The organism is Asticcacaulis sp. AC466 (genome assembly GCF_000495815.1).
Lineage (GTDB): Bacteria > Pseudomonadota > Alphaproteobacteria > Caulobacterales > Caulobacteraceae > Asticcacaulis.
Map to the genome: position 1 here is coordinate 31,939 of NZ_AWGE01000021.1, position 13,923 is coordinate 45,861.

The window sequence follows — 13,923 nt, forward strand, 5'->3', positions numbered from 1 at the left end:
AAAGAGGAGGCGCAGGATATTTGAGGGCAAAAATCGCGGTGACTGCCATAAAGAGGCAATGTGGAAATCTGCGCAAAGCGGCCTTTTCCACCTATTTTGGCCGTTAGGAACAGCCCGATTTATGATGCTATTGCAGACGGCGAGCTGCGTTCAGCGTGCCACCGCCGCGCAGCACCAGATTAACTGGGGCATCCAGCAGCCCATGGCCGCCGCCTCTCCGCAAATTCTCCTCATTCGGCCTTCACAGATCGGCACGGCAGAGGACAAGGTTTGACCGGGAGGCGGCGCGTCGCCACCTCCCGGGCTTTCTGTTGGGTTAGTTGCCGGAGCTGTAATTGCTGCTCTGATAGCTGTTCGATTCCTCGTGCCAGCCACCGTTGCGATCACGCCAACCGTAAGCTACGACCTGACCGACATGCCACCGGCCGGCGTCATCCTGCCAGCCGACATTGCGCGGCCGACCGTCATGCCATTGGCCTTGATCGTCGCGCCAGCCTTCCTGAGCACTGCGCGGACGCGAGGTGCCATAGGACGAACCTTGATAGGTCGAGGACGAATACTGGCTCGACGAATTGTCGCTATAGCTGCGATAGGGTTGAGAGCTATTGTAAGGCTGGGACTGGTAATCGCTGTCGTCGCTGTACGAGCGGCCGTTATTGTAGGCCTGCTGGCTGGGCGGATCGTAATAGACGTTGTCGTAATAGCCGGTCTGCGGACGGTCGCGGAAATAGATAATGTCATAGCCTTCCGGCGCGGGCGGCGGCGAATAATAGCGGCCCGGACGATAAGCATAATAGGCGCCGTTGTAGCACTTGACCGACGACTTGCCGACCTGGTTGCCGATCACACCGCCGATAACGGCGCCGCCGACCGTCCCTAGGCCGCGTTCGTGCTTCGACACCTGGCTGCCGGCCAGACCGCCGATGACCGCGCCCAAAACAGCGCCATTGGTGCCGGCGTCGGACTTGCGCGTGTAGCAGTACCCGTCATAGGCGCGGGTGTCGTATTGGGCGTGGGCCGCCATCGGCAGGCCCAGCGACACGGTCGCCAGTGCAAGCAGCGACGGGACCGTCAGTTTCCTCAGATTAATCATAATGGCGTCTCCTTGTGAGCGCGGGTGTACAAGCAGCAAACAGGCTGCACCCAACCATATAAGTTTGCAATAAGGGCTATTTTAGGGAAATCCGAAGGGCCACAATCCTTTAATTTTTGGCCTTTAGTCGGCAGCAGGTGCCCCCACCATAATCACCGTGTCGCTAAGACCGTCGATGGCGACGACGATACGGTCGCCTGGCGTTACCGGCCCGACGCCGGACGGCGTACCGGTATAGATCAGGTCTCCGGGCTCCAGGCGATAATATCGCGACAGGAAGGCGATGATTTCCCCGACCGACCAGATCATGTCGGACAGGTCGCCCGATTGTTTGCGTTCGCCGTTCAGAGTCAAGGTAATCGCCCCGTGATCCAGGGGGCCCGTGTCAGCGATGGGGTGGATCAATCCGACAGGTGCCGCCTGTTCGACATTCTTGCCGATATCCCATGGGCGGCCCTTGTCGCGCGCGGCAAATTGCAGGTCGCGCCGCGTCATGTCGAGCCCGGTGGCGTAGCCATAGATGTGGGATGCGGCGTCTTCGGCGGCGATATTGCGCCCAGCTTTGCCAATCGCCACGACCAGCTCCGCTTCGAACTGGTAATTCTGCGTTTCCGGCGGATAGGCGATTGTGCTCCCCGACGGCACGACCGTTTCCGCCCATTTGGTAAAAAAGAACGGCGGCTCGCGCTCCGGATTGCTGCCCATCTCAATGGCGTGAGCGGCATAGTTGCGCCCGATGCAGAACACCCTGCGCACTGGAAAGGCGTCACCGCGCGTCGTCAGAATCATTACGGGCGGTTGCGGCTCAAATAGGGGTGTCACGACGAAAGCCTTTCAGAACGGTACAGCGCACTTTGCGGTCAAAACGTGCCTAAACAGGGGTGATGCGGCCCTTGAACGGGTCCGACATCATCGTGACACGGATGCGTTCCTATGGGCAACGGCTTTGCATAAGTTTATAAGGCCCGATGATCGAATATCCAGATTCGATCAGTGGTCTGGGATCGCGATATGGCTGACATTGAGCAACCCCAGACTTTGTGTCGTGAAGGCTTGGTATCATACGGACGGTGAAATGAATGCGGGCGTTTTCAGCCTTGTTTGTCGCGATAGCTTTATTGCTGTCGCCTTCTCTCTCTCACGCCCAGGACAGGACCGTCCATGTCAGCGTGCGCGTGCTGCCGCCTTTTGTCGAGCAACAGAATGGCCAGTTTTCGGGCTTTAGCATTGATCTGTGGAACGAGATCGCTAAGCGCCGCCACTGGCACAGCACCTACACCACCCAACCGGACGTCGAAGGCCAGTTGACGGCTGTTTCCCGCAAGGAGGCGGATGTCGGCGTCGGCGCCGTGTCCATTACCGCAGACCGCGACCAGCGTTTCGATTTTTCCCAGCCCATCCTCAACGGCGGCTTCCAGATTCTGGTGCGCAGCACGCGTCCGGGACCGGAATCGACGGCGCTTGAGAGCCTCCTGCACCTGCTATTCTCACCGGCCATACTGGTCTGGTTGGGCATTGCCTGCCTGTTGACCATTATCCCCGCCCATATCATCTGGCTGGCGGAACGGCATCATCCAGAAGGCATGATCCCGTCAAAGTCCTATTTCCCCGGCATTTTCCAGGCCTTTTTCTGGGGCATGGGCACGCTCGCCACTCAGGCCGATTCCATGCCGCGTCACTGGATTTCACGAGTCGTCGCCGTGCTGTGGATGTTTACCAGCGTGGTATTCGTCGCCTTCTACACGGCGACCCTGACCGCCACACTGACCGTCCAGCAGTTCAAAAGCGAAATCAACGGTCCGAACGATCTGGTCGGCAAGACGGTCGCCACCGTCACCGCCAGTACGTCGGAGGACTACCTCAAAAGCAATGGCGTGCGCATCCTGGCCTTCCGTGACGCCGCTGCCGCCTATCAGGCGCTGCGGGCGAAACAGGTCGATGCCGTCGTCTATGATGCCCCCGTTTTGCAATATATTGCCGCGCATGAGGGATCAGGCACGGTCAACGTCGTCGGTCCGATCTTTCACAGCGAAGACTATGGCTTCGTCTTCCATAACGGCAGCGATTTGCGCCGCCCCGTCGATCAGACCTTGTTGTCGATCCGTGAGGACGGGACCTATGACCGCCTGACGGATAAGTGGTTCGGCAAGAAATAGGCCTGATGACCGCCACGGATTCACACCGCGAGGATTCTATAAGGGGGCTTACCGCCGCCGAAGTGTCTGCCCTGCCCGACGGGCTGGCCCAGGCCGTGCCTGTGGCCGAGGTGCGCCTGATAGACCGACATCACTGGGTATCGCATCTTGCTCGGCTGGCGGGCCGCGGGACACAAATCGTGGTGCGGGGACGAAACATTTTCTGGCCGGGGTTGCTGCCCGATTTCGGCGCCGATCCGATACGTATCAGCCTGCTGGCTCACGAACTGGTCCACGTCTGGCAATATGAAACCGGCCTGACCTTATGGAAATATATCCTGCGGGAACGCGGCCGCTACCACTACCGGATCGACGGGCGCGCCTATACGGGGTACGGTTATGAACAACAGGCGGCGATGATGGAGGACTGGATGCGGCTGCGCGCCGGTTTGCCCCCGCGTTACAGCCGGGTTGACACGCCGACCCTGGAAAGGACACTCCCCTTCCTATGACCGATAACGCACCTGATCTGTGGCTAAGCGCCCTGCCCCGCCCATCGAGCGCCGGCAGCAAGTATGATCGTGGCCACGCGGTGGTTCTGGGCGGCCCGGTGGCCAGCACAGGCGCGTCACGGCTGGCAGCCCGCGCCGCCCTGCGTATCGGGGCGGGCCTGGTGTCCGTGGCCTGCGATCCGGCCAGCCTGATCGTCTACGCCACCGCACTTGAAGCCGTGATGACTCGCCCGACCAAGGACGCGGATGTCTTCGCCGACATGTTGTCGGACCCACGTATATCGAGCGTTATCCTGGGGCCGGCGGCGGGTGTGACTGACCGCACCCGGGCTTGCGTCCTGGCGGCCGTGACTGCCGGAAAACCCTGCGTTCTGGATGCGGATGCTCTGACGGTTTTCAAGGCGCGGCCCGAAGAGTTGTTTGGCGTAATTCGCGCGCCCACATTGCTGACGCCGCATGGCGGAGAATTCGCCCGACTGTTCGGCGCGGTGCAAAATCGGGAAGACGCCGCCCTGGCCGCTGCGCAAACCAGTGGCGCGGTGGTCCTGTTGAAAGGGTCGGATACGGTCATTGCCGCGCCGGACGGCCGCATCGTCGTCAATCGCGCTGCCCCCGCCACCCTGGCAACCGCCGGATCGGGCGACGTGCTGGCCGGTATTGCGGGCGGGCTGATGGCGCAGGGTATGCCGGTGTTCGAAGCCGCGTGCGCCGCCGCCTGGATTCATGCCGAGGCGGCGCGCCTGTTCGGGCCCGGATTGATTTCGGAAGACCTTAGCGAACAGATACCGGCCGTGTTGCGCGGGCTGGGGCTCTGACCGTCAAAAAGCCTAGGCAAATGACGGCCTCAAGCGCCATGGCGAACCATATGCCGTCACCGACATGACCGCTGAGCCATTCATAGAGTCCAAGCGCGATCAGGGACAGACAAGCCACTATGACGCCGTTGCTGACCGCCCGTTGCGCTTCGCGCACATCGACCTTGCGGATGCTGAGCAGGATAACCCCAAAGGCGACGAACAGGCAGGCCATGCGCCGCGACACCAGACCATCGCCATAGTCGTAGCCCACCTGCCAGTGGGTCAGTATCCATTGCGGCAGGATCAGCCAGACACCGGCGAGTATCAGGCACACCACCCCCGTCAAGGCGGATACAGTTTTAAAGGGCATGATGAACTCCGCAAGCCATGCAGTAGTTACGCGCTTTCAGACAGTTCGGTTCACTGGCGCCCGGTTACACAAATGCCGTGCGCCCGATCGGAGCGCACGGCATTTTCAGTCTCAGTCGCCGAATCAGATGGCGCAGACCGCGCCCGTGCCCTTCAGGCCGCAATAGCCATCCGGGTTCTTGGCCAAATAGCCTTGATGATATCCTTCGGCGAAATAGAAGGGCGTTTCGGTCGCTATGGCCCCCGCCGATTCGCCGTCAGGCGCCGGCGGAAAGATGTCCGAGGTGATGGCGCCCTTGCCCACGGCGGTCAGCGCCTTCTGGAACTCGGCCTTGCTGGCGATGGCGGCGTCGTATTGCGCCTGGGTCGTGGTGTAGATGCTCGACCGGTATTGCGTGCCGACGTCGTTGCCCTGACGGTAGCCTTGCGTCGGATCGTGGCTTTCCCAGAACAGTTTCAAAAGCTGGGCGAAGCTGATCTTTTGCGGGTCGTAGACAACCAGAACGCCTTCGGTATGGCCCGTCTGGCCGGTGCAGACCTCCTTATAGGTCGGATTGGGCGTGTAGCCGCCGATATAGCCGGCCGCCGTGGTAAAGACGCCGTCCTGCTCCCAGAACTTGCGCTCGACACCCCAAAAACAGCCCATGGCGAAGACCACGGTTTCCGATCCGGCGGGATATGGCCCCTTGATCGGGGTGTGAAGAACGAAGTGGGTGTCTTCGGTAGGGATCGCCTCGCTGCGCCCGCTGAGGGCGTTTGAACGGGTGACCATTTGGGATTTTAGGCCGAACATGGGGAACTTTCCTTCTCGATTGCGAGGAATATACGCGTCGGCGTTCAATATAGTTACAAAAAAAGCGGGTGTAAGAGGCAATCCGGGCTTGCTCATTCGTCCGGCATGGGTATAAAGGCCGCCTTCCGCGCGCCTTGACCGGGCGCGGCCTTGATGGATGGACAGATGGCGGAGTGGTCGATCGCGCACGCTTGGAAAGCGTGTGTACGTGCAAGCGTACCGAGGGTTCGAATCCCTCTCTGTCCGCCATTAAAAAGAGGCTCCCGCAAGGGGGCCTTTTTTAATGGCGATCCGGCGCTTCAGATTCGCTCGGTACTTACAAAAATGTGGGGTTCGAAAGCCAGGCGCAGCGACGGTTTCGGCGGAGCGCAGCGCAGCCAAGCCCTCTCCGCCTTCACTAAAATCACTTAATTATTTGATTTTATATAATTATTTCATTTCACAAATAGAATGGAAATACAGAGCGGCACTCTTGGCCGTGAGTTTACACTTGACGATTTAAATATGCACCAATATGCATATGCGTCATGGCGCAATTATCAAATTTCGAAATCCTGGCTGATCCGTCTCGCCGCCGCATCGTGGAAGCGCTGCGCGCCGGTGAGCAGCCGGTCAATGATATCGTCAAACAAGCGGGCATTCACCAATCCGGCGTATCGAGACACCTTGGGGTGCTGCAACGGTCAGGCTTCGTGTCGGTCCGGCCCGACGGCCAGCGCCGCCTTTACGCCCTTCGCCCTGAGCCATTCCGCGAACTTGAGGCCTGGTTAGACACCTACCGAAACCTCTGGGAGGCGCGTCTTGATCGCTTCGACGCTGCGCTTGTGCGGCGAACCTCCCCACCCATCCATAAAGAGGAAACAGACCAATGACATCTTCACCGCCGCCAGAAACGAGCGCAAGGCCCCAGGCTATTGTCGTTATCGAGCGCACCTATTCTGCGCCGATCGAGGATTTGTGGGCACTCTGGACGACAAAGGAAGGATTCGAATCCTGGTGGGGCCCTGTTGGTTTTCGGGTTGAGGTCCAGACCCTTGAGGCACGAGAGGGGGGTGTCCTCGCCTATGCGATGATCGCCGACAGCCCTCAGATGATAGCAGCGATGAAGAGCATGGGGCAGCCGACCTCTACAAGCATCAAGGGCTCGTACGGAGAGTTTGTACCCAACCAACGGCTCCGCCTGGTTCAGGTGATCGACTTTGTAGCAGGCACCGAGCCATACGATAGCGTTATTGACGTCCAGTTTCTAAAAGTTGGCGACAAAACGCGCATGGTCATCGCCTTGCAGCCCCACCTAGATCCGCACTGGACGAAGATGTCTATCGACGGCTTCACAAGCCAGTTGACGAAGCTCGATGCGCGGTTCGCCCAAGACTAGGCGGTGGGCACGGTTCCCCCGTTGATGACATATTCCGTCCCGGTAATCTCGCGCTCGCGCGGTGAGGCAAGGAACGCGATGAGGCCAGCGACCTCGCGGGTCGGCCGAATGGAATGCCGCCCAATCCTTGCATGACGATGGCCTTGCCGCCTTCATAATGAGGCGCCCATGACCAGCGCACGTCAGCCCTGCAGGTTGAGATCAAAGCTCACAGCGTGATCTCCAGTGCCGCGATCTTGTCCCCATCCAAGGTGAAGGCGTAGCGCAGGTCGATCGGGCTGCCGGGGAAATTTCCGGTGACGCGACTGGTCACAATCGTCCGCTCTCCTGCTCGCGCCACGGCGAAGGGTTCGCTGACATAGGTGTATTTGCTTGCAGATTCCGTCTTCCAGCGACGGATGGCCTCGCGCCCCGAATGGGTCTTGCCCTCGTCCTTAACAATGGCAGTTTGGGTGAAACAGTCGGCAACGGCTGCGCGCTCCGTCCTGTCGGCGGTGAAATAGGCGGCTATGGAAGCAGGCAAATCGACAGACATCAGGTTTCCCTTTCGTGGTTTGTGGCGCCATCACGCTGACGGCGTTGCATGACGACGTAGTTGGTCGTAAACTCCGAAAATGACAAGAACGCACAAAAAAGTAAGGTACTCACCCGAAGGTAAGCCTTCATCCGGCTACACCCGCGAAACGGCGGCCGAGGGCGTCGAGCAGGCGCTAAAGCTGCTCGAAGGGCGATGGAAATTGATCATTCTCTTCCATCTGTTCGGCGGAAGGATTTTGCGCTTTTCGGATCTGGAACGGGCCATTCCCGGGGTGTCACAGAAGATGCTCATCCAGCAACTGCGGCAGATGGAGCAGGACGGCATCGTCATTCGAACCATCCATCACCAGGTGCCGCCGAAAGTCGAATATGCCCTTACCGAGTGGGGACAGGCCTTGTGTCCGGCGCTCGACGCGCTGTTGACTTGGGCAGCCCAGAGAGACGCACTTAGCGGGACAGACGGCGCACACGAAAGCCGCTCCTCCGCAGACTGATATCAGGAAATGGTGCGACGTGGAGTACCATAGCATAGACGTGGGTCCGTGCGTCACGGTTCAACAAAAGCCTCAGCCAGTAACAACGCGATTGATGTGGCTTTTGGGCTCTTGCCAAAACGCCTCATCCGTATACCTTCCAATAATCAACCAGGAGGGGCATATGGCTGACGAAAAAGTTACAGTCGCAAAATTCATTGGGCAGGTGCGTGAGGTGGACCGCATCAAGATATCGATTGACCTGGCAGGGGCAGCGCATGTCACCTCCTATCGCTATCAGCGGGCTTGCAACGAAGATAAAACAGTTGAGTGGTGGCTGGAAAATCACATCGCCCCCCATATCGCGAGAGATGCAGACGTCACAGTCTATGACCGCAATGACAGACCGGTTGGCGGCTACGTCGCCTTAAAGCATCTCCGGCGAGACTGAACCGTTCTAATTCGAGCTAGGCGCCTGCCTTTGCAGTCTGCTTCTCCTCATGGACGTCCAGGATGCGATCAACCAGACCCCATTCCAACGCTTCCTCTGCGGTCATGAAGCGGTCCCGATCCATCGCGCGCTCAAATTCCTCGTAAGTCCGCGCGCAATGCTCGGCATAGAGGCGCGTCATCCGGTGCTTGGTGCGCCGGATCTCTTCGGCATGGATGAGCATGTCAGAGGCCTGTCCCTGAAAGCCACCGGACGGCTGATGGACAAGGATGCTCGCATTCGGGAGCGTCGCCCGCTGGCCCGGTTCTCCGGCCATCAACAGGAACGATCCCATAGAGCGGGCTGTCCCCATGCAGAGGGTATGCACAGGCGCGCGGATGTAACGCATGGTATCATACATGGCGAGGCCGCTCGTCACCATGCCGCCTGGGGAATTGATGTAGAGGTTGATTGGTTTCCTGGGGTTTTCCGCTTCAAGGAACAACAACTGCGCACAGACAAGCGCAGACACGCTGTCGTTCACTTCCCCATTGAGAAAGATGATCCTTTCGCGAAGAAGACGAGAGTATATGTCAAAGGATCGCTCTCCTCTGCTTGATTGTTCTACGACCATGGGGACGAGTTGCATCGCTTCGCGCATCGGCGAACTCCTGTCTTCCAGAATTTAGAGGGGAAGCTAGCCGCGTCAGGCGGCGAGCAAGAGGGGCAAGCTATTCGCGTTTGCCCCGGCACCGCTCATCCGATTGAACCCTACGTCCGTGAGCTCGTGAATGATCCATAGACGGGTTCCACCGGCGGCATTGGGCAAAAGGCGAAAGGTAACTACGCTTTCCAGGAACGGAGGGGTGCTTTCGCGCATCCTGTAGCGCACCTCTTGCCCCGGCGTGAGAGAAGCGGGTTCCGGGTCGGCCAATGCCTCTTTCGACAGCCAGCGCTCTCGAAACTCCGCAATGCTGATCGCGCGCCAGACCTTATGCGGTGGCTCGTCGATGTCATACTCAAGCTCAATGCTTTTGCCCTGATCGTCTGTCTTACTGTCGGTCATTGATCCATTTCCTTCAACAAGGCTTTGAGGGCATCGATGCGCGCGGGCCAATAGGCGCGATACTTCGCCAACCATCCGGCTATGAGTGCCAAACCTTCCGGATCGACCTCATAGTTTACAAACCGCCCCTGTCTTTCTTCCCGCACCAGCTTCGCGCTCTTTAGAACCGAGAGGTGCTGGGACATGGCGGGCTGGCTGATGGTCATACCCTCGCGCAAAGCGCTGGCATTCATGCTGCCGGTCGCCAGCTTCTCGAAGATCGCGCAGCGGGTGGGATCAGCCAAAGCCTTGAATATGGCGTTCTCTATCATGACGACACATAAGCATACACTTATCTGATTCACAAGCCTCAAAACGGGTGCGTCGATGGATTCCTGTCTTCGCAGCGTCATGCGGAGCGGATGACTTTTTTCGGCTTTGCCGTTTTTCCGCGCTTTCCACCGCGTCCGCCCGCCACATCCAACAACCGCCGGAAGGTTGGGCATTCCATATGCGAGGGGGCCGGGCAATCGGCGACATGGCGGTCGGGCCCGCGATTTCCATTTTCAGCGGCGTTCTGTCCGGGCGGCTGGTCGATGCATGGGGCAGCGGCCGGACGCTCGGTTTGGGCCTCATCCTCCTGACCTCTGGCGCGTTCATGCTGGCGCTTCTGCCGAATATAATCGGTCTGGCCGGCTACCTAATCTCGATTATCGTGCTGACGCCCGGCTACCAACTGTTCCAGGCCGCTAACAACACCGCCGCGCTGGCCAACGTCGCCAAGGAACGGCGCGGCACGGTTTCAGGCTGGCTCAGCCTGTCACGCAATATCGGCCTGATTGCCGGGGCCTCCTTGATGGGCATGATCTTTGCCTTTGGCGCGGGGACGCAAGACTTTGCTCACGCATCGGCCTTGGCCATCGCCTCAGGAATGCGCCTGACCTTCCTGCTGGCTGGCGGACTGACGCTCATCGCCGTCGGGGCTACGTTTGCACATATCGTTGGGACCAAACGTCCGTTTTGACGGTACATACGGACGCAGCCCAACCTTTATCCGATAAAGGTTGGGCCCTGCTACCGGTTCAGGCGTTTGAGAAGCATGGCGCGCAGGCGACGCGCTTTCATTTCGTCCATCGGCCCCAGATTGCCGCGCGCCGCTTCGGGCAGATGCGCGCCGGCGGTTTCGGCAGGGCCGAAAATGTAATAGTCGAACAGGTCCCGCCAAGCGGCCTTTTCCGGCGCCGGTCGGTCACGAAGCGACAACATGGCGTGCAACAAGGTGGTCTGGGGCGTATCCATGAACGCCGGCGACGTATTCCACCAGTAATTGATCAAGATATTGAAGGGATCGAGCGCCTCAACATGGTGCCACCACATTGCGGGATAAAACAGCACATCCCCCGGTTCCAGCTCAGCCACCTGCCCCGCCGCCAACGCGTCACGGAACCGCGGATAGCGATCGAAATCGGGCGCATTGAAATCGACCATGCTGAGCACCTGCCCGCCCGGCGTCGGCTCAAGCGGCCCCGGATAGAGATTGTGGACCTGATCCGGCGGAAACAGCGTAAATCTCCGCCGCCCGGCTACGCACACCGCCAGATTATGCGACATATCGTAATGCGCCGTGGCCGTTGTGCGATTGCCTATCCAGATGCTGGCCAGCGGCGGATTGGCGGTAAACATCGGGTGGTTGAGAACCAGTTCATCATGCGACCTTATTCCCGGCAGGAACATATCAAGATCGGTCGAGCCGATATAGAAGGATGGCGGATTCGGAGTGTCGAGATGGCTGCTTATCTGATCCAGGGCGACGCTGAGGTCGGCTTGACCGCCCTGAAAATTGAGACCGGTAACCTCGTCATTATAAAAGAAACGCCCGCCCACTTCGGGCTCGGCGACAAAAAGCGTCACCGGCCGCCCCTGATAGAAGCCCTTGAGGTAGTCCATGGCGGCCTGAGCCGAAACGAGTCCGGCCTGCACCAATGGCCAATCCCGCGCAACGCCCTTCAGGATGACCGGCGCCTGCGCTGCCATAAGGTCGTCATAGGGGATCTGATCCGGCGCAACACCGGTAACCGTGCGGCTTTTGGCGATGACGCCCGACATACGGTTACGCCCCTTGCAGGTTACGGCTTTTGAGCGCGATCAGTTGCTGGACATTCGCCAGTGACGTCAGCACCTGGAACGCCAATCCCAGGTAGCCGCGCGCATTGAGCCCGGCCAAAACCGCGCCATCCAGCTTTGCCAACGCCTCGGCATTGATCGAGAACAGGTCGGGGATGTCGTAGCCCGTGTCATCGTTAATCTGTATGTCGACCTTGACCGGCGCCAGAAGGCCAGCGTCGAGCCAGGCGCCGAAAACATCATCGTTGAGGGTCAGGCCGCTATGAAGCGTCTGCAAAATCTGAATATGGTGTTCCAGGAGGGGGGCATTGCCGCCATGGGGCAGGAACAGGGGAATGCCCTCATTTCGGCTGAGGCGTGGATGCAGCGGATCTATAAGCACCATCGGCGTATCGTCATGGGCGCCTTCGCGAAAACCGAGCAGGAAGGGCCCGCGCCCCCGCTCCGCCGGAATATAACGGGCATTCCACCCCATGCCATCAAGGAACAGGTTCTCGTCCCGGTCGAAGCCGAGCAAGGCTACAGCATAGAAGCTCCCTTGCGCGTCCTTTCGGAAAAAGATGGGATATTCGCGTTGGACCTCGGCGAATTCGTTCGGGTAAACGCGCACCTGGTTTACCGCATCCCCCCAGGCGGCGGAGTGACCAGGAATGAGACGCAGGTCGTGATGTTCGACATTATCAAGCAGCGTGGGCTTGCTGTTTTCCATAATAGGCAGGTCCATGGGCGGGTTGGATGGCATATCTTACACTACAGCGGTTGGGCAATATTGCTTCAGGAAAGCGTCTTGAGGCAACATTTTAGCCACGGTATCATCGATGGTCGACTTCAATCCGGCAAAAACCTGATTCAGTTCGCCCTCGTTCATTAACGCGCCCAGACGATGCCACCCCTTCGGCTCAAGTCTTTGCCCGAGCATGACCTGCGCCCAGGAGTCCGTGCGGAACAATTCGCCCGGCCCCTGAAAGGCCAAACCGGACTCCTGGAACAGTTCGATCCGCTCTTTTAATGAGTCGGGCACATCCATGCCTGCGTTTTCCCGCCAGAACGCGCTATCGCTCCGCTCCGTCAGCTTATAGTGCAAAATGACGAAATCACGCGCATATTCAATCTCTTGCTGCGCCAACCTGTTATAGTGCGCCACCAGCGTATCGTTAATTCCGAAGAACGGAAAGTTCTGAACGAGATCCAGTACAGACTTCTGAAACAAGTGAATACTCGTGGACTCAAGCGGTTCAATGAAACCGCTGGCCAGCCCCACCGCTACACAATTCTTGTTCCATATCTGCTTACGTCTGCCGGTTCGGTATTTAATCAGTCGCGGCGTATTTACCGCCGGCGCATCCAGGCTTGCCATTAGGCGCGCCTCCGCATCTTCATCCGACAGGTGCGCACTTGCATAGATCAGGCCATTTCCAACACGGCTTTGAAGCGGAATGCGCCAACGCCACCCGTCGGCATGGGCAATGGATTTCGTATAGGGCAATGGGGGGCCGGCGGGCTGGGTTTGCACGGCCACCGCCCGATCGGTGCGGAGCCAGTGAGTCCAGTCCTCATACCCCGTATGCAGGGTTTCTTCGATCAGGAGACCGCGAAAGCCGGTGCAATCAATAAATAGGTCGCCCGATATTACCTCTCCGCTCGCCAGGGTGACCGAGGTTATGAAGCCCGTTTCCGCCTGCTGCTGGACGCTCTTAATCTCGCCTTCGTGCCGCTTGACGCCCCCGGACTCGCTCAACTTTCGCAGATATTTGCCATACATCACCGCATCGAAGTGGTAGGCATAATTGATCGGCAGGTTCTTATGAATTTGGAATTTTCCAGCCTTTGCGGCCTTTGTCTCCAGGCTGTAATCATCGAGCGATCCGCCGATGCCCCTGGATCGGCCTTCAAGCCAGATATTGTAGAAATGCCCCATCCAGGGCGATTTGCCGATGGTGCCGAAGGAGTGAAAATACTGATCACCCTCGCGCGCCCAATTTTCAAACCCGATCCCCAGTTTGAAGGTCGCATCTGTCTCACGCATGAACGCCTGTTCGTCCACGCTGAGCAGGTGGTGGAAGGCGCGTACGGTCGGAATCGTGGCTTCACCGACACCGATTATGCCGATATCGGCAGATTCAATCAGAGTTATATCCAACACGGGACCAAGTAGACGCGACAGGGCCGCCGCCGCGCACCAGCCTGCCGTCCCGCCGCCGGCGATAACGACCTTTTTTACACCCTGTGCACTCATC

The 13,923-nt window shown here is 58.9% G+C and carries 20 protein-coding genes and 1 tRNA gene; 10 read left to right on the forward strand and 11 right to left on the reverse strand.

The features are described from left to right. Positions 1-121 precede the first annotated feature (121 nt). A complete protein-coding gene (locus tag AEAC466_RS40540; RefSeq protein ID WP_155913813.1) occupies positions 122-274 on the forward strand; it encodes a hypothetical protein in 153 nt (50 codons plus the stop codon). A 42-nt stretch (positions 275-316) separates the two neighbouring features. Here the strand turns inward: AEAC466_RS40540 and AEAC466_RS40545 are convergent, their stop codons facing one another. Further along, the gene (locus AEAC466_RS40545) at positions 317-1,093 is read right to left on the reverse strand and encodes a glycine zipper 2TM domain-containing protein (RefSeq protein WP_023459689.1); all 777 of its coding nucleotides are present in this window, start codon (positions 1,091-1,093) and stop codon (positions 317-319) included. 123 nt (positions 1,094-1,216) lie between these two features. Continuing rightward, on the reverse strand, positions 1,217-1,915 hold the full coding sequence (locus AEAC466_RS40550) for a fumarylacetoacetate hydrolase family protein (RefSeq protein WP_035430367.1): 699 nt from the start codon (positions 1,913-1,915) through the stop codon (positions 1,217-1,219). A gap of 257 nt (positions 1,916-2,172) precedes the next feature. Between AEAC466_RS40550 and AEAC466_RS40555 the strand changes: the two genes are divergently transcribed. The 3 genes from AEAC466_RS40555 to AEAC466_RS40565 are packed head-to-tail and all read left to right on the forward strand — an operon-like array spanning position 2,173 to position 4,555. Further along, positions 2,173-3,249, forward strand: coding sequence for a transporter substrate-binding domain-containing protein (locus tag AEAC466_RS40555; protein ID WP_023459691.1), 1,077 nt, complete (start codon positions 2,173-2,175; stop codon positions 3,247-3,249). 5 nt (positions 3,250-3,254) lie between these two features. Further along, the gene (locus tag AEAC466_RS40560; RefSeq protein WP_023459692.1) at positions 3,255-3,740 is read left to right on the forward strand and encodes a hypothetical protein; all 486 of its coding nucleotides are present in this window, start codon (positions 3,255-3,257) and stop codon (positions 3,738-3,740) included. Next, positions 3,737-4,555: an NAD(P)H-hydrate dehydratase gene (locus tag AEAC466_RS40565; RefSeq protein ID WP_023459693.1), complete on the forward strand. Its 819-nt coding sequence runs from the start codon at positions 3,737-3,739 to the stop codon at positions 4,553-4,555. Before AEAC466_RS40560 ends, AEAC466_RS40565 begins: the two co-directional genes overlap by 4 nt. Here the strand turns inward: AEAC466_RS40565 and AEAC466_RS40570 are convergent. Then, positions 4,512-4,907, reverse strand: coding sequence for a hypothetical protein (locus tag AEAC466_RS40570; protein WP_023459694.1), 396 nt, complete (start codon positions 4,905-4,907; stop codon positions 4,512-4,514). The genes AEAC466_RS40565 and AEAC466_RS40570 overlap by 44 nt on opposite strands. Positions 4,908-5,030: 123 nt before the next feature. Beyond that, positions 5,031-5,699, reverse strand: a complete 669-nt coding sequence (msrA, locus tag AEAC466_RS40575) for a peptide-methionine (S)-S-oxide reductase MsrA (protein WP_023459695.1) — start codon at positions 5,697-5,699, stop codon at positions 5,031-5,033. Between the two features lie 159 nt (positions 5,700-5,858). Here msrA and AEAC466_RS40580 point away from each other — a divergent pair. The 3 genes from AEAC466_RS40580 (at position 5,859) to AEAC466_RS40590 (ending at position 7,077) form a co-directional block, all read left to right on the forward strand. Continuing rightward, positions 5,859-5,948, forward strand: a tRNA-Ser gene (locus AEAC466_RS40580). Between the two features lie 278 nt (positions 5,949-6,226). Beyond that, positions 6,227-6,571: an ArsR/SmtB family transcription factor gene (locus tag AEAC466_RS40585; RefSeq protein WP_023459696.1), complete on the forward strand. Its 345-nt coding sequence runs from the start codon at positions 6,227-6,229 to the stop codon at positions 6,569-6,571. Further along, the gene (locus AEAC466_RS40590; protein WP_023459697.1) at positions 6,568-7,077 is read left to right on the forward strand and encodes an SRPBCC family protein; all 510 of its coding nucleotides are present in this window, start codon (positions 6,568-6,570) and stop codon (positions 7,075-7,077) included. The genes AEAC466_RS40585 and AEAC466_RS40590 overlap by 4 nt, the downstream gene beginning before the upstream one ends. A gap of 208 nt (positions 7,078-7,285) precedes the next feature. On the opposite strand, the gene AEAC466_RS40595 is transcribed toward AEAC466_RS40590, so the two are convergent. Then, positions 7,286-7,612: a nuclear transport factor 2 family protein gene (locus tag AEAC466_RS40595; protein ID WP_023459698.1), complete on the reverse strand. Its 327-nt coding sequence runs from the start codon at positions 7,610-7,612 to the stop codon at positions 7,286-7,288. A 79-nt stretch (positions 7,613-7,691) separates the two neighbouring features. Between AEAC466_RS40595 and AEAC466_RS40600 the strand changes: the two genes are divergently transcribed. Next, the gene (locus AEAC466_RS40600) at positions 7,692-8,108 is read left to right on the forward strand and encodes a winged helix-turn-helix transcriptional regulator (protein WP_023459699.1); all 417 of its coding nucleotides are present in this window, start codon (positions 7,692-7,694) and stop codon (positions 8,106-8,108) included. A 163-nt stretch (positions 8,109-8,271) separates the two neighbouring features. Then, the gene (locus AEAC466_RS0122790) at positions 8,272-8,538 is read left to right on the forward strand and encodes a hypothetical protein (protein ID WP_031239404.1); all 267 of its coding nucleotides are present in this window, start codon (positions 8,272-8,274) and stop codon (positions 8,536-8,538) included. A gap of 16 nt (positions 8,539-8,554) precedes the next feature. On the opposite strand, the gene AEAC466_RS40605 is transcribed toward AEAC466_RS0122790, so the two are convergent. From AEAC466_RS40605 to AEAC466_RS40615, 3 genes are read right to left on the reverse strand one after another with little or no spacing between them, the layout of a single operon-like run. After that, entirely contained in the window at positions 8,555-9,178 is a 624-nt protein-coding gene (locus AEAC466_RS40605) for an ATP-dependent Clp protease proteolytic subunit (protein WP_023459701.1), read from the reverse strand. 45 nt (positions 9,179-9,223) lie between these two features. Next, positions 9,224-9,583, reverse strand: a complete 360-nt coding sequence (locus AEAC466_RS40610; protein ID WP_023459702.1) for an SRPBCC family protein — start codon at positions 9,581-9,583, stop codon at positions 9,224-9,226. Further along, on the reverse strand, positions 9,580-9,894 hold the full coding sequence (locus AEAC466_RS40615; protein ID WP_023459703.1) for an ArsR/SmtB family transcription factor: 315 nt from the start codon (positions 9,892-9,894) through the stop codon (positions 9,580-9,582). Before AEAC466_RS40615 ends, AEAC466_RS40610 begins: the two co-directional genes overlap by 4 nt. Positions 9,895-10,073: 179 nt before the next feature. Here AEAC466_RS40615 and AEAC466_RS40620 point away from each other — a divergent pair, with 179 nt between their 5' ends. Then, complete coding sequence (locus tag AEAC466_RS40620; RefSeq protein ID WP_081714723.1) at positions 10,074-10,586, forward strand: MFS transporter; 513 nt, start codon at positions 10,074-10,076, stop codon at positions 10,584-10,586. 50 nt (positions 10,587-10,636) lie between these two features. On the opposite strand, the gene AEAC466_RS40625 is transcribed toward AEAC466_RS40620, so the two are convergent. From AEAC466_RS40625 to AEAC466_RS40635, 3 genes are read right to left on the reverse strand one after another with little or no spacing between them, the layout of a single operon-like run. Then, positions 10,637-11,668, reverse strand: a complete 1,032-nt coding sequence (locus AEAC466_RS40625; protein WP_023459705.1) for a cupin-like domain-containing protein — start codon at positions 11,666-11,668, stop codon at positions 10,637-10,639. 4 nt (positions 11,669-11,672) lie between these two features. Then, the gene (locus tag AEAC466_RS40630; protein ID WP_235074342.1) at positions 11,673-12,428 is read right to left on the reverse strand and encodes a SapC family protein; all 756 of its coding nucleotides are present in this window, start codon (positions 12,426-12,428) and stop codon (positions 11,673-11,675) included. A gap of 3 nt (positions 12,429-12,431) precedes the next feature. Next, a complete protein-coding gene (locus AEAC466_RS40635) occupies positions 12,432-13,922 on the reverse strand; it encodes a tryptophan halogenase family protein (RefSeq protein WP_023459707.1) in 1,491 nt (496 codons plus the stop codon). Between the last annotated feature and the right edge of the window lies 1 nt (position 13,923).